The following is a 17971-nucleotide window of genomic DNA, read 5'->3' as shown; positions in this document are numbered from 1 at the left end:
CGCCCACGCTCAACGAGGTGGTGCGCTTGGTTGCCAGACTCGGTGGCTTTCTAGCGCGCACGGGTGATGGTGAGCCGGGCGTGAAAACCATCTGGTTGGGCATGCAGCGCATTTTGGACTTTGCCGCCGGCATCAGGTTCTCACGCGAGCTTCAGGCTCAGGGGACTTGTGTATAACGAAATGGGCATAGGGACGCCCCGTCGAGTCCGTCCGCTCGCCTCGTACAACCTCCTTGGATACATGTTTTACATTTGCAAATTTTGCTCCCACCTGATTGCCAAGGGTATCCGCAGTGATCATTTTTCAGGCTCCATAAAATTTTTCCCTGGGTGGGCGTCGGCACCTGTGATTGATCGGTCTAGTGGTGGATCAAATCGTTTCACATCTTGGCCATCCCGGTATAGAAGACAAAACCGGTCAGCAAGCGGGGTGTTGGATGTCGTCGCCCTAATTTTTGCGAGAAGCCTTGAAAGATCTTCATTTAGCGGCCCGTCTCCTGCATATACAAGTGTTGCGGGCTTATCGGCATCAATCGACCGTACATTGCAATTGGGTGACGTCGCGCTCCAATTGAATTGGTAGCCTGATTGCAAATCCATCATTCGCATTGGCAAGGGTAGCGATGCATTCGGAATTCTTACGAGGGCACGAATGGTTCGGACACGCTCATCCCTAAATGTTTTGCCGTCGGGGTCCATGGCAACAGATACACGTCGAACGACTTCGGTTCTAGGCTCCAGACGAGTAGTAGACAAGGTACTTGCTTTGAACCAATCTTGCCTAGGTCCAAAGTCGCCGCTTGCAATGCAGGAAATGCGTTCGATTGCCAGTGGGCTAACTTCATGACAAGTATTTAAACGAGTAATCGGGGCACCATAGGCCTCGGTCATCGCATTGAAGCCATCGTCTAGCGGTTTCGTCGCCTCAGTCCACGCTGCAATAGCTGCATCCCATCCAAGAACCTTTGTCACTTCCGGGCCAAGGCGTCGGGACAAGGCCGCGGCTACAGCGTGATGACGAACCTTTGATGCTTGCAGTAGAAATGCCGCCGGCTTATAGCTGAAATGAAGCATATGACTGTGCTGTTCGTCATCGTGCGTGTAATACAGCCCATTGAGGTGGTTCTTTTCCACATGGACATCGTCAGTAGCGAGCTTGGCAGATTTCGAGTGCCACGCCGATGCGCTAATGTTTGCTTTTTTGACTGGTGCGCTTCCATCATGCAGGTCAAACGTAATGTTTTCTGCCCAGTTCAAACAAATCACTTCAGTCCTGTCACCTTCCAATTCATAGAGTTGTCGCCTATAGCGCATGTAGGTTTCATGTCTGGGCTTATCGTTTAATTGGATGTGCAATAGAAGGAGATGCTCGTAGTTATCGTCTATGTCCTTTTTGCTGAATGCTAAGGCGTCTGAGCAAATGAGCGTAATTAGTCGAACTTCATTTCCGTGTTCGAAAAGGTATACGGCATTTCCTAACGCCATGCGAGTTGCTTCTATGTTCTGCGGGTCACCAGACGGGGCTGTCTTGAACTGGACGACCATGACGACTTTTGGGGCGTTCGTATCGATCGTTTCAGTTCGAAAAATGTAAACCATTGGGTTTAGGTAGCGGGTGGTAGCTCCTTGTGGTCGAACTATTTGCTCGTGGATCACTTCCGCCCATTTTGAGAATCGAGTCTGAAGACCATGAAGTTCCGCAATTGGCAAACTTTCACAACCCAATACCCAGAGCTGGCCCGTGCTCGGGGTAGTACCGTTAGAAAGAAGCTCTTCTATTGCGATCCATGGGAAGCTGTATTCGGGCGTGACCAGTAATTCAACTGAACGTGCACTAGCTTCTTGCGCAATTGCAGTGAACAATTTTTGTGCGTTCATGCGATCTGCATTGCGAATGAAATCGTCACGCACCTGAATAGTGGCTTCTGGTTGTACCAGTAGCGCTGTATAAGGCGTCATTGTTGGTTGAAGTATCGCGAGAGTTGGATACTTAAGATTATTTTCAAACAGCAGATTGCTTATCGGTTCAATTTTCATTTTTCTGACAATCTTTCATTTAACGTACGCCCAAACCCACCAATCCCCCACACCCCCCATCACCAACCTCTGCGTAGCCCTCGTCGCCGCCATATAAAACACCCGCGCCGCTTCCTTCTCGTCCTCGCCCGGCGCAGGCATGTGCCCCACGCCGGGTAGCGCCACCACAGGGAATTCCAGGCCTTTGCTGACCTTCATGGTCATGACCTGGATGGCGTCTGCGCCGAGGTTGTAGTCGCCGCTGCGTTTGCGCACGCGGTGCGGCAGCTTGCGTTGGGCCAGGGCGCTGGCGCACAGGTCCATGGTGGCCCAGTCGAGGTACGGCATCACCATGTCGCCCCAGACGAATCCCTTTTTCTGGGCGCTGGCCAAGTGGTCGGCGATGGCAAATGCTTCGTCGCGCTGGGTGGGCAGTTTGTTGAGGATGGGGGCTTGCCCGTCGCGTCCGCAGCTGACGGGTTGCTTTAGGCCAACCCGCACGGTGTGCCACAGCGAATAGTCACTGAGCCTTTGCCCCAACCGCTCAGCCAGCCAGCGCTTGCCCGTGGTATCGAATGAAGTGGTTCCTGTCGTGGGAATAAGAGTCGCCATGTCGCCGCCACCGCCCTGTCTTGTTGTTCAGTTTTTCTTAACACTGGGTAGCAGGCGATCATGCGGCCAAAGTGGCTTCTGTCGTCGAGTTGTGTGCGGATTTATTGAAAGGAATGTTCACGTTGCCTATCTCAGAAGCCGCATCACCATCCGCTTTACAAGGCAGGGCTGAGTAACGTGGCAAAACATGGTTGCCGTGTGCGTGACAGCCGTCTGAGCGCCGGCAAAACCGGTAGGAGCAGTTGCAATACCCATATGCTGCATAAACCATAGCAATAAACCCAGCATCAGCCTGAACAAGCACCCTATTTCAGAGATTTTTTCGCGTCATTTTGCAACAAGTGATCCAGCGGCAGCGCGCCGCTGGCTTTCACCTCGCCGAGCGAAAAGCTGGTGTGCAGGTCTTTCACATTCGGCAGGTTGATCAGCACGTCTCTAGCGAACTGGCTGAAGCTGTTCAGGTCGCGGCTGACCACCTGCAATTCAAACGTGCCGGTGCCGCTGATGTAGTGGCAACTCACCACTTCCGGAATCTTGCGAATCGCTTCTTCCAGCGACTGCAGCACGTCACCGCTGTTGCGCGCCGCGTCCAGCCGCACAAAGGCCAGCACGCCCAGGCCGATCTTGTTCCGGTTGATCTCGGCGCGGTAGCCGGTGATGAAGCCGGCGTCTTCAAGCGCCCGCACGCGCCGCCAGCAGGGCGCGGCTGACAGGCCCACGCGCGACGCCAGTTCTGTGTTGGTCAGGCGGGCCTCGCGCTGCAACTCGTTCAGGATGGCGATGTCAAACTTGTCCAATGTTTCCATTTTTCGTATTTTGCAGCAAGAATCTTTCGCGAGACTCGCCAAATCAGGCAAAAAAAGCAAAGACATATCACAAGGCGGGACATACACTTTTGCCTAAAGGCAAAGCGCTGGCCTGACCGGGCTTGATGCTGGCAAAACCATCTGCCCACAAGGCAGGTCACGACAACCCTTCGGAGACAAACACCATGAATGCACCGCTGCCCGAGCACATCCGCAAAGCGCTGGAAACCGTCACGCTCGACGACAAATATTCGATTGGCCATGGCCGCGCCTTCATGAGCGGCGTGCAGGCGCTGGTCCGCCTGCCGATGCTGCAGCGCACGCGTGACGCCATCGACGGTTTGAATACCGGTGGCTTCATCAGCGGCTACCGGGGTTCGCCGCTGGGCGGCTACGACCAGGCGCTGTGGGCGGCCAAAAAGCATCTGGCGGCGCAAAACATCGTCTTCCAGCCCGGCGTGAACGAAGAACTTGGCGCCACCGCCGTCTGGGGCACGCAGCAGCTCGACCTGTACCCGCAAAGCAAAAAGTTCGACGGCGTGTTCGGCATCTGGTACGGCAAGGGGCCGGGCGTGGACCGCTGCTCGGACGTGTTCAAGCATGCCAACATGGCCGGCACGGCGAAGCATGGTGGCGTCATCGCGATTGCCGGTGACGACCATATTTCCAAAAGCTCGACCGCGCCGCACCAGAGCGACCACATCTTCAAGGCCTGCGGCCTGCCGGTGTTCTTTCCATCGAGCGTGCAGGAAATCCTCGACATGGGGCTGCATGCGTTTGCCATGAGCCGCTTTTCGGGCGTCTGGTCGGGCATGAAGACGATCCAGGAAGTCGTGGAATCGTCGAGTTCGGTGTCGGTGGACCCGGACCGCGTGAAGATCATCATTCCCGAGGACTTCCAGATGCCGCCGGGCGGCCTGCACATTCGCTGGCCCGACGCGCCGCTGGAGCAGGAAGCGCGGCTGATGGATTACAAATGGTATGCCGCGCTGGCCTATGTGCGCGCCAACAAGCTCAACTACAACGTCATTTCCGGGCCGAACGACCGCTTCGGCCTGATTGCCAGTGGCAAGGCCTTCAACGACACGCGCCAGGCGCTGAGCGACCTGGGCCTGGACGAAGACACCTGCCACCAGCTGGGCATCCGGCTGCACAAGGTCAACGTGGTCTGGCCGCTGGAGGCCACCATCACCCGCGACTTTGCGCAGGGGCTGCAGGAAATTTTGGTGGTTGAGGAAAAGCGCCAAGTCATCGAGTACCAGATCAAGGAAGAACTCTACAACTGGCGCGCCGATGTTCGGCCCAATGTGCTCGGCAAGTTCGACGAACCCGAAGGCGACCAGTCGGGCGGCGAATGGGGTCGCGCCAACCCGAGCGACAACTGGCTGTTGCGCGCCAAGGCCGACCTGACGCCGGCGATCATTGCCAAGGCGATTGCCAAACGCCTGAAGAAGCTGGGCGTGTCCGCCGACATCGTGGCCCGCATGGATTCAAGGCTGGCGGTGATTGACGCCCGCGAACGCGCACTCATTGAAACCAAGCTGGACACCGGCGAACGCGCGCCGTGGTTTTGCAGCGGCTGCCCGCACAACACCAGCACGCGCGTGCCCGAAGGTTCGCGCGCCGTGGCCGGCATTGGCTGCCACTACATGGCGACCTGGATGGACCGCAGCACCTCGACCTTCACGCAGATGGGCGGCGAGGGCGTGAGCTGGATTGGCCAGGCGCCTTTCACCACCGACGCGCATGTGTTTGCCAACCTGGGCGACGGCACCTACTTTCACAGCGGCCTGCTGGCGATTCGCCAGAGCATTGCCGCTGGCGTCAACATCACCTACAAGATTCTGTACAACGACGCGGTCGCCATGACGGGCGGCCAGCAGGTCGGCGAGCGCCCTGAAGGCCATTCGGTGGCGCAAATTGCGCACAGCCTGCGCGCCGAGGGCGTGGTCAAGCTGATCGTGGTCACCGACGAGCCCGAGAAATACCACGGCCGCACGCACACCCAGGACACCAGCGCTGCGCGCGCCAGCCACACCGAGCTGCTTAACGACTTGCCGCCGGGCGTTGAGGTGTTTCACCGCGATGAACTTGACAAGCTCCAGCGCGAGTTCCGCGAGCTCAAGGGCTGCACGGCCATCATTTACGACCAGACCTGCGCCACGGAAAAACGCCGCCGCCGCAAGCGCGGCACGCTGGTGGATCCGGCCAAGCGTGTCGTCATCAACGAACTGGTGTGCGAAGGCTGCGGCGACTGCTCGGTGCAGTCCAACTGCCTGTCGGTCGAGCCGCTGGAAACCGAATTCGGCCGCAAGCGCCGCATCAACCAGAACACCTGCAACAAGGACTACTCCTGCGTCAAGGGTTTTTGCCCGAGCTTCGTGACCGTTGAAGGCGGGCAACTTAAAAAGCCCAAGAAAGAAAAGAAAGGCGACCTGTCCAGCTTGAGCCCGATTCCCGAGCCGGTGTTGCCGGTGGCCGAGAAGGCCTGGGGCATCGTGGTGGGCGGCGTTGGCGGCACCGGCGTCATCACCATCGGCCAGTTGCTGGGCATGGCCGCGCACCTGGAAGGCAAGGGCGTGGTGACGCAGGACGCGGGCGGCCTGGCGCAAAAGGGCGGCGCGACCTGGAGCCATATCCAGATTGCCAACCGGCCGGAGTCGATCTACACCACCAAGGTCGATACCGCCAAGGCCGACCTGGTGATCGGCTGCGACCCGATCGTCACCGCCAGCCCGTACACGCTGGCCACCATGCAGCCGGGCCGCACGTTTGTCGCCATGAACTCGCACGGCGCGCCGACGGCAGCGTTTGTGACCAATCCCGGCTGGCAATTTCCGGGCGGCAACTGCGAAAGCGCGGTGCAGGCGGCGGTGGGCGCAGAAGGCCTGGCCAGTTTCGATGCCGAACAGGTCGCGGTGCAGCTGATTGGCGACTCGATCTACACCAATCCGCTGATCTTGGGCTTTGCCTGGCAAAAAGGCCGGGTGCCGCTGTCGCATGCGGCGCTGATGCGGGCCATCGAGCTCAACGCGGTGCAGGTGGACAACAACAAGGCGGCGTTTGAATGGGGCCGTCGCTGCGCGCATGACCTGGCGTCTGTGCAGGCGATGTTCAAGGCGGCGCAAGTGATTGAATTCGTCAAAAAGCCATCGCAGACCGAAATGCTGACCAAGCGGGTGGCTTTCCTGACGGCTTACCAGAATGCGGCGTATGCACAGACCTACCAGGCCTTCGTAGAAAAAGTGCGCGCAATAGAGGCGCCACTGGGCAAAACCACGCTGACCGAGGCAGTGACGCGTTACCTCTTCAAGCTCATGGCCTATAAGGACGAGTACGAGGTGGCGCGGCTGCACACGGACAGCGGTTTCCTGAACAAGGTCAACGCCATGTTCGAAGGCGACTTCAAGCTCAACTACCATCTGGCGCCACCGCTGTTGGCGAAGCAAAACGACAAGGGCGAACTGCAAAAGCAGCAATTCGGCCCCTGGATGCTGACCGGTTTCAAGCTGCTGGCCAAGCTCAAGGGTGTGCGCGGCACACCGTTCGATGTGTTTGGCCGCAGTGAAGAGCGCAAGGAAGAACGTGCGCTGATTGCCGAGTACCGGGCAAGCGTTGAAGAAATACTGGCCAGCCTGAGCCTGGAAAACCATGCGACGGCGGTGGAAATCGCCCGGATACCTGAACTGATCAAGGGCTATGGCCATGTCAAGGCCCGCCATCTGGCTGCTGCCCGGCCGCAATGGGAAGCGCTCATGCAGGCGTTTCGCCAGCCCGAGCGGGTTCGGGAAGCCGTGGCGGCCTGACTTGGCGCGGCGGGTTGCTGCCTTGGGCGCGTTGCGTTTTTAAGGCAATGTGTTTCAGGCAGCAACCCGCCAGGGACTGGGCAAAATAGCCGCACACGCCGGAGTTGAATTCAGCCCTTGCGCCACGCCGCATACAATCCACCCGTTCATGCTCCGGCCCTTCTGGCCTGGGCGATTGTCAGTGTTCCTTTAAAAATGTGGAGTCAGCCGTGTTTATTTCTTCAGCTTTTGCCCAGACTGCCCCTGCTGCTGCAGCCGGTGGCAGCGACATGATGTCCACCCTGACGGGCATGCTGCCGCTGGTGCTGATGTTCGTGGTGCTGTATTTCGTGATGATCCGCCCACAGATGCGCAAGCAAAAAGAACACCGCACCATGATTGAGGCCCTGGCCAAAGGCGACGAAGTCGCGACGGCTGGTGGGCTGCTGGGCCGGGTCACCCGCTTGGGCGAAGGCTATCTCACGCTGGAAATTGCTTCCGGCATCGAGGTGCAGTTGCAGCGCAGCGCCATCGTCCAGGTATTGCCCAAGGGCGCCATCAGCAGCGCCAAATAAGGCAATACTGCAGCAGGCAGGACGGTACAGCCAGCAACACTGGACCGTCCAGTGAGCCTTTTGTTTTCCGTTCACCAGGAACAGTCTTCTCATGAATCGTTATCCGGCCTGGAAGTACGCCATCATGGCGGTGGTGTTGCTGATTGCAGCGCTTTATACACTGCCCAATTTTTTCGGCGAATCCCCTGCGGTGCAGGTTTCCAGCAGCAAGTCTTCCTTCAAGGTGGACACGGCTGTATTGGCCAGGGTTGAGCAGGCGCTGAAGGATGCCAGCATCACAGCCGACGCCATCACATTGGAAGCCGGTTCCATCAAGGCCCGCTTCAGCAGCACCGACACCCAGCTCAAGGCCAAAGACGCAATCCAGAAAGCACTGGCGCCTGATCCTGAAAACTCACCCTATGTGGTCGCACTGAACCTGCTGTCGCGCTCGCCAGCGTGGCTGACCTCGCTCAATGCCAATCCGATGTATCTTGGACTGGATTTGCGCGGTGGTGTGCATTTCATGCTGCAGGTGGACATGCAGGCGGCACTGACCAAGCGCGCTGAATCGCTGGCCGGCGACATTCGCCTGTCGCTGCGCGAAAAGAACATCCGGCACAGCGGTATCGCCCGCAATGGCCAATCCATCGAAATTCGCTTTCGCGACACCGCTGCCCTGCAATCGGCTAAAAACCTGATTCAGGACCAGATTCCCGATCTGCAGATGGCCGAAGCGCCCGATGGCACCGACTACAAGCTGACCGCCTCCATCAAAACTGACGCCGCACGCCGCATCCAGGACCAGGCGCTCAAGCAGAACATGGTGACGCTGCACAACCGGATCAATGAACTCGGCGTGGCCGAGCCGGTGATCCAGCAGCAGGGCATCGACCGCATCGTGGTGCAGTTGCCAGGTGTGCAGGACACGGCCAAGGCCAAGGACATCCTGGGCCGTACCGCCACGCTGGAGATGCGCCTGGTCGAAGACAGTGCGGAAGCCCGCGCCGCTGAAAACAACAACGGCCCGGTGCCGTTTGGCGCCGAGCGCTTTTTTGAGCGCAACGGCCAGGCGGTGATCGTCAAGAAGCAGGTCATCCTGACCGGCGAAAACCTGACCGATGCCCAGCCAGGCTTTGACTCGCAGAACCAGCAACCCAAGGTTGACCTGACGGTCGATGCCAAGGGCGGCCGCATCATGCGCGACACCAGCCGCGAGAACCTCAAGAAGCGCATGGCGATCCTGCTGTTTGAAAAAGGCAAGGGTGAAGTGCTGACCGCCCCGGTCATCCAGGGTGAGCTGGGCAACCGCTTCCAGATTTCAGGCTCCATGAGCGTGGCTGAAGCCAGCGACCTGGCGCTGCTGTTGCGCGCCGGCTCACTGGCTGCGCCCATGGACATCATTGAAGAACGCACGATTGGCCCGACGCTGGGCGCTGAAAATATCGCCAAGGGCTTTCAAAGCGTGTCCTGGGGCTTTGCCGTGATCGTGGCATTCATGGCGACCTATTACATGCTGTTCGGCCTGTTCTCGGGCATTGCGCTGGCGGTCAACCTGCTGCTGCTGGTGGCGGTGCTGTCGATGCTGCAGGCTACCCTGACCCTGCCGGGCATGGCGGCCATGGCGCTGGCGCTGGGCATGGCGATTGATTCGAACGTGCTGATCAATGAGCGCATCCGCGAGGAACTGCGCGGCGGTGCCTCGCCACAGGCCGCCATTCATTCAGGTTACGAACGGGCCTGGGCGACGATTCTGGACTCGAACATCTCGACCCTGATCGCCGGCCTGGCCTTGCTTGCCTTTGGCTCGGGACCGGTGCGCGGCTTTGCCGTGGTGCATTGCATCGGTATCCTGACCAGCATGTTCTCCGCCGTATTCTTCTCGCGCGGCCTGGTCAACCTTTGGTACGGTCGGCAAAAAAAGCTCAAGGCGGTGTCGATCGGTACGATCTGGCGCCCTGCGTCGGACGGCGCGCTTGCCAAGTCATGACCACCTCCTTTTCCTGAGCCCCTGAGCCGCTTCCCAAGGACCCCAGATGGAATTTTTCAAAATCCGGCGCGACATTCCGTTCATGCGGTATGCGCTGGCCTTCAACGCCGTCAGCTTTGCCACTTTTGCGCTGGCTGTATTTTTCCTGTTCTCGCGCGGGTTGCACCTGTCAGTCGAGTTCACCGGCGGCACCTTGATGGAGGTGAACTACACGCAGGCCGCCGATGTGGGCAAGATCCGCGATACGGTGTCCAAACTGGGCCTGAACGATGTGCAGGTGCAGAGTTTTGGTACATCACGCGACGTGATGATCCGTTTGCCGGCGCAAAAAGGCGTCAGCACGGCGCAACAGAGTGATACGGTGATCACCGCACTGAAGGCCGTCAGCCCTGACGCAACACTGCGACGCACGGAGTTTGTGGGTCCGCAGGTTGGGGAAGAGCTTGCGCAGGACGGTCTCAAGGCGCTGGCCATGGTGGTGTTCGGCATCATGGTTTACCTGGCGTTCCGGTTTGAGTGGAAGTATGCCGTCGCCGCCATCATCGCCAATTTGCATGATGTGATCATCATTCTCGGATTTTTTGCCTTTTTCCAATGGGAATTCTCATTGGCCGTGCTGGCCGCCGTTCTGGCTGTGCTGGGTTATTCGGTGAACGAATCGGTGGTGATTTTTGACCGCATCCGCGAAAACTTTCGTCGCTACCGCAAGATGAACACCGAGGAGATCATCAACAACGCCATCACCTCCACGATCAGCCGAACCATCATCACCCACGGCTCGACGCAGATCATGGTGCTGTCCATGCTGCTGTTTGGTGGCCCGACGCTGTTTTATTTCGCCCTGGCGCTGACGATCGGTATTTTGTTCGGCATTTACTCCTCGGTGTTCGTGGCTGCGGCCATTGCCATGTGGCTGGGCATCAAGCGCGAAGACCTGATCAAGGGACCGTCGAAAAAAGACGAAGACCCGAATGATCCCAATTCGGGCGCAATGGTCTAGTCCGATTCGACAACGCGTCACAACCAGCCGTGCCGTCCTCGAATCCGCCGCAAAGTTTTCTTGCCGGACAGGCGCGCACCTTGTTCGCCGAGCGTGTGGTGCAGATGCTTCCCGGGCTCGCCAAGACGATTGGCGACTTGCTGTCCGAACTGGCGCTTCGGCCAGGCAATGCACGGGAAATGCAAGACCTGCAAGACGCCTTTCGTCTCTATCAGAACAACAGCCATGCATGGATTAAAGGCGTCGTTGGCGCCGTGCGCAAGCCATACTCCCCGTCTTCCAAGACAACAGCGTCAGCTCTGCTGGAATCTGGAGAAATGCAACTGGTCGGCAACGAGACTGTCGAACACCGTATTCTTGCCTCGCGTCTGGCCCTGCGGATGCTTGATTTTTCGAGCTGGGAACTCAATGATCTGCGCCTTCGCATACAAAGCCTGGAAGGCCTGTCCGAATTAAACCGGCAGGACCTGTTCCGGCCGGAAGTGGTTGCGCAGCACGTGGTCGAACAATGGACGCTGGCGGGCCTGCCGCAATCGGCATGGCTTCTGGGCCAGGACATCATCCACAAAAACATGGCCGCCTGGATGCTGGAGATCTACCATGCGACCAATGCGTTTTTGATCGAACGCGGTGTCATGGTCGAAATCGACCTGCGGCCCCTGGTCAGGCGAACGCCTTCTGCCGTGAATACTGTCAGGGCCGCCAGTGTTGCGAAAAGTGATGACACTTTGGAAAAAGAGAGTTCCGCCGACATTTTGAACAACCGAAATGCCTTTGTGCCGGGCAGGACGATGCCAACCGAAGGCGCTGATATGGCCGGCCTTGCCACGCCGCTTGCCCGCGTGCGGATGAGGGCACAGGGTGTGCTCGGACACCTCAAGCAATTGCTCGTGCGCCGTGTCGATGGGTTTGATCAGCCTCGCCCGCACCAGGCTTCTCCGCAACTGGCGAACGCCATGGACCGCCTTCAACAGCAGCAGGCTCAAGAAGCGTTTCAGGGCAGTTTCCGACAATCCTTCCAGTCGGGCTTGGGCTTTGCCCGCACGCAGGTAGACCAGGCACTTCAGGAACTGCGCCAGCGGACCAGCATGCTGAAAAAAGCAGCTTCCAGTTCCGCGGAAAAAGCCACGATTGAAATCGTTGCCCTGATGTTCCAGAGCATTCTGGCTGAAGACCGTATCGCGCCCCAGATTCGGGTGTGGTTTGCACGCCTGCAAATGCCGGTTCTTCGGGTAGCGGTTGCCGAGCCGGAGTTTTTCAGTTCGCTGGAACACCCGGCACGCCAGTTGATTGACCGCATGGGATCGTGCGCGCTGGGTTTCGATGTGACCGTCGAGGGTGACCTGCTGGAGCTTGAAATCAAGCGCGTCGTGCAAGTCATCGAACAGTATCCGGAAACAGGACGCCGCGTATTTCAGCTGGTGTATGAAGAATTCGACAAGTTTTTGTCTCGCTTTTTTGCTGAGCAGGGCAGCGTGGCGCGGGCGGTCAGTCTGGCTCAGCAGCTGGAGCAAAAGGAAACGATGACTGTTCAGTACACCATCGAAATGCGCACCATGCTCGATGACATGCCGGTTCGCGAAGAGATACGTGAATTCCTGTTCAGGATCTGGGCTGAGGTCCTGGCAATTGCCGCGATGAAAAATGGCCCGCAGCATGCGCAAACCCTGCTGTTCAAACAGGCTGCAGCCGATCTGGTCTGGTCGGCAAGCGCCAAGCCAGACCGCAGCGAGCGATCGCGTGTGATTGCCGCGCTGCCCAGGCAGTTGCAGCTTCTGCGCCAGGGCATGACCCTGCTCGGACTGGGCCTGGCGGCGCAGAATGTCCAGCTAAAGACCATCAGCGATACCATGGCGGACGCCTTCATGTCGAAGACCGATGCGATTTCGTCTGAAAAGATCGACGCCATGGCCAGACGCCTGACCAACCTCGAAGACTATCTCTCGGAGCATGATGTGGGCGACCTTCCGCTGGACGCCGATAGTCTGGTGACAATGATCGGAATCGATTCGGCCCATATCGAAGTGATTGCCAACGGTGGCAGCCAGCCGACAGACGATATGCTGGCCTGGGCCAGGGAACTGCAGCCGGGCAGTTGGTTCAATCTTGACCACAACGGAAAAATAAGCCATGTGCAGTTCGCCTGGTGTAGCGAGCGCAAACAGTTGCATCTGTTCGCTGCAGCCGATGGCCGCAGCTTTTTGATACAGATGCGCCGGCTGGCAGCCTACCTGCAGGCCAGGCTGCTGGTGCCCAGGGAAGAGGAGGCGCTGACGGTGCGGGCTACGCGCAATGCACTGGCCAAGCTCGACGCCAATCCTGAACGGTTGTTCGAGTAATTTGTGCAATTGTCCGCCGGGCTGTTCAGGCCGCAGTGCAGATCAGTTGCGGCGCTGGTAAGGTGGTCATCCTGTGTAGGCAAGAGCTGCCAGATTCAAGTTCAATGCGCGAGGCGGCCTTCGGTGTCGTCACACAATTCGTCAAGCACCAGCGCGTCCGGCTCCTCGCCGAAGCTCCAGTACACCATGAGAATGATGATCTTCAGGTCATCTAGCGACACAGGATCGCCGGGAGCCGCCATGGCCCGGTCCATCACGATTTCGCGCATGTGAGGCGGCAATATGCCAGAGGTTTCAAGAAAGCAGACAAATCCCAGACTTTGCGCGCCCAGGTGCGTTTGTTCGGCAACAGAGTAGATGCGCAGGCTGTTGCTAGCCTGTGCCTGCATGCGCGCAGGCGAGACACTGCTATCTGATTCTTCGCCGGATGGGCTGTCTGGCGCATCGACTTGCGTGCCCTTTGCAGCAATGTTCAGCCCTTCAAGCCAGACGAGTGCTTCCTGGATTTCCTCGGCTTCAAAACCTGCCGCGATCAGTTTGCGTCCCAGCCTGTCGATTTCCGGGCAGGCTGCGCCTTGCCAATAATTTTCGTAAACGTAGACCAGAACTTCAAACATGCATTCAATATAACGCAGATAAGCTCAGCTCACCGCCATACGCTGAAACAGTCCACCCGGCAGTCGCGCGACCTGTCCGTCGAGTTCAAGTTCGAGCAATCCGGCCTGCAAATGGGCAGTGTCCAGTCCGGTACGGGCCTGCAGCGCATCCAGGCTGACCGCATCGAATCCCAGCGCCGTCAGCAGCGGATTGTGGTGGACACCAGCGGCTTCATCCGCCTCATCTTCTTCGGACAGCGCTTGCGGGGCAGCAGGCGATGCACTGAAAGCGGCAGGGAGAAACCGCAATTCTTCGAGCACATCCTGCGCCACTTCCACCAGCTTGGCGCCCTGCTTGATCAGGGCATGGCAGCCGCGCGACTGCGGCGAATGGATCGAGCCGGGAATGGCAAAGACTTCCTTGCCCTGCTCGGCCGCCAGCCGGGCAGTGATCAGCGAGCCCGATTGCAGCGCCGCCTCGACCACCAGCGTTCCCCGGCTCAGGCCGGAAATGATGCGGTTGCGTCTGGGAAAATTGGCCGTCAGCGGCGGCGTTCCGAGCGGGAATTCGCTGATGATCATGCCCTGCCGGGCAATGCGGTGCGCCAGGTCCAGATGCCGCTTGGGATAGACCCGGTCCAGCCCGGTGCCCACCACGGCAATCGTCTCGCCGCCACCAAGCATCGCACCATCGTGGGCCGCGCCGTCAATACCCAGGGCCAGTCCTGACACCACGCAGATGCCGGCGCTGCCAAACGCTTTGGCAAACTGCCGGGCATTGCCTTCGCCCTGCGGTGTGGGATTTCGGCTGCCGACGATTGCCACGCTGTTTGCTATTTTTTCAGTAGCTGAAGATGCAGTACTGGCAAGCGTACCCAGCATATAAAGCATAAAAGGCGGGTCTTCGATGTTGAGCAGGGCCGGTGGATAGGCCGGGTCGCCCAGCACTGCGATGTACCGGTCGTCTCCGGCTGTGAGCCAGTCGATCGTGGTTTGCTGCTGGGCTGCCAGGCCGGATGGTTCGCTGCGTAGAATGCTCGCCAGCTTTTCGGAGCCGAGTTGTTTCAAGGTGGCGCTGCTTTGCTCGAAGATGGCCTGCACCGAGCCGAAAGCCACCAGCAATTTGCGCGCCGTGGTGTTGCCCACGCCAGGTGTGAGCGCCAGCCGCAGCCAGGCCCTGAGTTCTTCGGGATCCATGGTTGTCATCTTTCAGCGCAGAGCCTGTCAGGCCGGCGCCCTGGCGCGCATGGGAAGTGCCATGGGCGCGCCGGGGACCGGTTGCAAGCCGTTCAATCGGGGTTGGTGAAACGGTCGCCGACCTTGATGCCGTCCGTCGCCTGCAGGATCAGCGCATACGACAGCCGGTCGAAGGTGCGAAACACCATCAGCAAGCCGCTGCGCTCGTTGGGCAGCTTGATGTCCGGCCGGGCGCTGTCGGTTTTGTCCGGCAGACGCTCGCCGTCTTTCAGGACGGCCATCACATGGCCGCGCTCCAGACCGTCGAGGCTTCCCCGGTTGATCACCACGATCTGGTTTTCCGAAGCCCAGGCTACGGCGTTGCCATAGACCGAGACGATCTGCCCCGCCATGGGCGAAGAAGGGGCGCGCGGCACATAGCTGCGCAACTCGCGGGGCGGTTCGGCAATCAGGCGGTCGCCAACCCGCATTTCTTCCTTGGCGGCCACGATGTCGATGGTGGCCGGCACCCGTTCGGTCTGTAATTTGCCGTCCTTGTCCGGATTCTGGACACTGGATTCGCCGCGTATCAATTCAGCCTTGCCAACATAGTGCGCTTCATAACCAAGGATTTCCTGGGTCGTCGGGTCTTTCAGCGGCGTGGCGTTGCGAAAGACCCGGTAATCCAGCGGCTCGCCCTTGCCGTCGCTCAGCGATTGGCCTGAACTATCGCCGCCCACATAACTTCCCAGCGCGTAGGCACGGTCGCCACGGCTGAGCAATACCCGGCCTTCCTGGGTGGCGACGATGCGCGGTGCCCGGGAAAAGCTCAGCTCATCGACAATCAGGGGTTCGGCCAGGAAGGGCTCGATGGCTTGGGGCGCCAGCGTGGGAATCGAGGCATCGGCCAGCGACTCGTAACGTGTACGCGGCGACACCCGGACGGTACCCATCGGTGCGCCATCACTGACCGCCCGACGGGTGCGCAGGGTTGCCCGGCCATCGCGCTTGTCCAGGTACAGCTGCTGGCCTGGATAAATGCGGTGCGGATTGCGGATGTCTTCCAGGTTCATGCCCCAGAGTTCGGGCCAGCGCCATGGACTTTTGAGGAAAAGGCCCGATATGGCCCACAAGGTGTCACCTGACTTGATGGTGTAGCTGTCAGGCGCATTCGGCCTCAGGTCAGTCAGGGGAATGCCGGTCCGGGCCACCTGTGCGGCTGTGGCCTGCTGGGATGGCGTGATGGGAAAGTTCTGGGCCTGCAGACTGGCCGACAGGCACAGCAGGACAGCAGCGACCCCTGAAATAGGGCGGAAACGACCAAAAGTTGTATGCATCTTGAAGCTTGTTAGGACGGGATATTTATACTTTTAGATACAATTTTACGCATATTGCAATGCTTGTATCTGCATAATTTTCCAGCGATTCTGTACCCAAGCCCTTGATTAAGCAATGATTAGACGATTCTGAGACGATTGCACCCTTTGAAAAATAGGAAAAATAGGAAAAGTGGCGAAAATAGCGACTTCTCCCCATTCCTGCCATGACCCAACTCACCATTCTTCGTTATCCCGATCCGCGCCTGCATACCGTGGCCAAGCCGGTGGTCGCCATCGACGCCCGTGTGCGCCAGCTGGCTGACGCCATGTTCCAGACCATGTACGACGCCGAGGGCATCGGCCTGGCTGCCACGCAGGTCGATGTGCATGAACGGCTGCTGGTCATCGACGTGAGCGAAACCCGCGACCAGCCGCTGGTGCTGATCAACCCCGAAATCGTCTGGGCCAGCCCGGAAACGCGCATCGGCGACGAAGGCTGCCTGTCGGTGCCCGGCATCTACGACGGCGTCGAACGTTCGCTGGCGGTGAAGGTCGAGGCACTGGACCTGGATGGCCAGCGCCAGGTGCATGAGGCCGATGGCATGCTGGCGGTCTGCATCCAGCATGAAATGGACCACCTGATGGGCAAGGTATTTGTCGAATACCTGTCGCCCCTCAAGCGCAACCGCATCAAGACCAAGCTGGTCAAACAGAAAAAAGACGAGGAACGCGACGCGGTGCGCTGACTTGGCGAGGAGGGGGTTGCCGCTTCGACATGCTTGAGACGCCGTCGACTCTTTAGAATCACGCCCCATGCGCGTTATTTTTGCCGGTACCCCTGACTTTGCCCGAGTGGCGCTTGCGCAATTGCACAGCGCCGGTTTTGAAATCCCATTGGTGCTCTCCCAGCCCGACCGACCTGCCGGCCGCGGGCTGAAGCTGCAGGCTTCCGCCGTCAAGCTGTGGGCCCAAAGCCATCAGATTCCCGTTGTCCAGCCCAGAAGTCTCCGGCTGGACGGCAAATACCCTGAAGACGCCATTGCCGCGCGCGACGCGATGCACGCGGCGCAAGCCGATGCCATGGTGGTCGCCGCCTACGGATTGATCCTGCCGCAGTGGGTGCTCGATTTGCCCCGGCTGGGTTGTTTCAACATTCATGCTTCCTTGCTGCCGCGCTGGCGCGGCGCGGCGCCCATCCACCGCGCGATCCAGGCCGGTGACAGGGAAACCGGCATCACCCTGATGCAGATGGACGCGGGGCTCGACACCGGCGACATGCTGGGGGTGGCAAAGCTTGCCATTCAAGCCACAGACACCACCGGCTCGCTGCATGACCGGCTGGCCGCGCTGGGCGGGCAACTGGTCGTGCAAACGCTTAATTTGGCGGGAAACGGCCAGCTGCATCCGGTGCAGCAACCCACCGAAGGCGTGAGCTATGCCCACAAAATTGAAAAAGCCGAAGCGGCGGTCGACTGGACGCAGCCGGTGGCCGTGGTGGACCGGCACATTCGCGCCATGACGCCTTTCCCCGGTGCCAGCACGCAGCTGGGGCCAGATACCTTGAAACTGTGGAAATGCGAAATTGATAGCTGCTCACGCCCTCCGGATATGCGTGAAGGCCAGATTTTGTCTGCAAATGCCGAGGGTGTGCGGGTGGTTTGCCGTGACGGCGTGCTGGTGCTCACCGAGTTGCAGCGCGCTGGCGGCAAGCGACTGGGGAGTGCCGATTTTTTGCGCGGCTTTGCGCTGGCGCCCGGCATGCTGTTCGGAAAGTGACCA

The 17971-nt window shown here is 59.2% G+C and carries 14 protein-coding genes; 8 read left to right on the top strand and 6 right to left on the bottom strand.

Translation table 11 applies throughout. The features are described from left to right. On the top strand, positions 1 to 176 hold a 176-nt coding region (locus IWX87_RS18150; protein ID WP_304609492.1), incomplete at its 5' end, for an IS4 family transposase. Between the two features lie 120 nt (positions 177 to 296). Here the strand turns inward: IWX87_RS18150 and IWX87_RS18145 are convergent. From IWX87_RS18145 to IWX87_RS18135, 3 genes are all read right to left on the bottom strand, one after another. Continuing rightward, positions 297 to 2036 carry a hypothetical protein gene (locus IWX87_RS18145; RefSeq protein WP_196864918.1) on the bottom strand — a complete coding sequence of 580 codons (1740 nt, stop codon included), beginning with the start codon at positions 2034 to 2036 and terminating at the stop codon, positions 297 to 299. Positions 2037 to 2051: 15 nt separating this feature from the next. Next, a complete protein-coding gene (locus tag IWX87_RS18140; RefSeq protein WP_231374905.1) occupies positions 2052 to 2627 on the bottom strand; it encodes a 3'-5' exonuclease in 576 nt (191 codons plus the stop codon). Between the two features lie 305 nt (positions 2628 to 2932). Further along, complete coding sequence (locus IWX87_RS18135) at positions 2933 to 3433, bottom strand: Lrp/AsnC family transcriptional regulator (RefSeq protein ID WP_196864917.1); 501 nt, start codon at positions 3431 to 3433, stop codon at positions 2933 to 2935. Between the two features lie 185 nt (positions 3434 to 3618). On the opposite strand from IWX87_RS18135, the gene IWX87_RS18130 reads away from it, so the two are divergent. The 5 genes from IWX87_RS18130 (at position 3619) to IWX87_RS18110 (ending at position 13101) form a co-directional block, all read left to right on the top strand. Next, positions 3619 to 7239 (top strand): indolepyruvate ferredoxin oxidoreductase family protein, encoded by a 3621-nt coding sequence (locus tag IWX87_RS18130; RefSeq protein ID WP_196864916.1) that lies wholly within the window; start codon positions 3619 to 3621, stop codon positions 7237 to 7239. Positions 7240 to 7448: 209 nt separating this feature from the next. Further along, positions 7449 to 7793, top strand: a complete 345-nt coding sequence (gene yajC / locus IWX87_RS18125) for a preprotein translocase subunit YajC (RefSeq protein WP_196864915.1) — start codon at positions 7449 to 7451, stop codon at positions 7791 to 7793. A 91-nt stretch (positions 7794 to 7884) separates the two neighbouring features. Further along, positions 7885 to 9762: a protein translocase subunit SecD gene (gene secD, locus IWX87_RS18120; protein WP_196864914.1), complete on the top strand. Its 1878-nt coding sequence runs from the start codon at positions 7885 to 7887 to the stop codon at positions 9760 to 9762. Positions 9763 to 9808: 46 nt separating this feature from the next. After that, on the top strand, positions 9809 to 10762 hold the full coding sequence (gene secF / locus IWX87_RS18115; protein ID WP_196864913.1) for a protein translocase subunit SecF: 954 nt from the start codon (positions 9809 to 9811) through the stop codon (positions 10760 to 10762). A gap of 104 nt (positions 10763 to 10866) precedes the next feature. Next, positions 10867 to 13101: a DUF1631 family protein gene (locus tag IWX87_RS18110; RefSeq protein ID WP_370583954.1), complete on the top strand. Its 2235-nt coding sequence runs from the start codon at positions 10867 to 10869 to the stop codon at positions 13099 to 13101. Positions 13102 to 13202: 101 nt separating this feature from the next. On the opposite strand, the gene IWX87_RS18105 is transcribed toward IWX87_RS18110, so the two are convergent. The 3 genes from IWX87_RS18105 to IWX87_RS18095 form a co-directional block, all read right to left on the bottom strand. After that, positions 13203 to 13718, bottom strand: a complete 516-nt coding sequence (locus tag IWX87_RS18105) for a DUF494 domain-containing protein (protein WP_196864911.1) — start codon at positions 13716 to 13718, stop codon at positions 13203 to 13205. Between the two features lie 24 nt (positions 13719 to 13742). Beyond that, positions 13743 to 14894, bottom strand: a complete 1152-nt coding sequence (gene dprA / locus IWX87_RS18100) for a DNA-processing protein DprA (protein WP_196864910.1) — start codon at positions 14892 to 14894, stop codon at positions 13743 to 13745. A gap of 92 nt (positions 14895 to 14986) precedes the next feature. Then, positions 14987 to 16210, bottom strand: a complete 1224-nt coding sequence (locus tag IWX87_RS18095) for a LysM peptidoglycan-binding domain-containing protein (RefSeq protein ID WP_196864909.1) — start codon at positions 16208 to 16210, stop codon at positions 14987 to 14989. A 206-nt stretch (positions 16211 to 16416) separates the two neighbouring features. Here IWX87_RS18095 and def point away from each other — a divergent pair, with 206 nt between their 5' ends. Continuing rightward, on the top strand, positions 16417 to 16938 hold the full coding sequence (gene def / locus IWX87_RS18090) for a peptide deformylase (RefSeq protein WP_196864908.1): 522 nt from the start codon (positions 16417 to 16419) through the stop codon (positions 16936 to 16938). 67 nt (positions 16939 to 17005) lie between these two features. Beyond that, positions 17006 to 17968 carry a methionyl-tRNA formyltransferase gene (gene fmt / locus IWX87_RS18085; RefSeq protein WP_196864907.1) on the top strand — a complete coding sequence of 321 codons (963 nt, stop codon included), beginning with the start codon at positions 17006 to 17008 and terminating at the stop codon, positions 17966 to 17968. Positions 17969 to 17971 lie beyond the last annotated feature (3 nt).

It is taken from the genome of Polaromonas sp. CG_9.7, assembly GCF_015752205.1.
Classification (GTDB): Bacteria; Pseudomonadota; Gammaproteobacteria; order Burkholderiales; family Burkholderiaceae_C; genus Polaromonas.
Note: the sequence above shows the minus strand (reverse complement) of the source record. Positions and strands in the feature narration are given on the sequence as shown.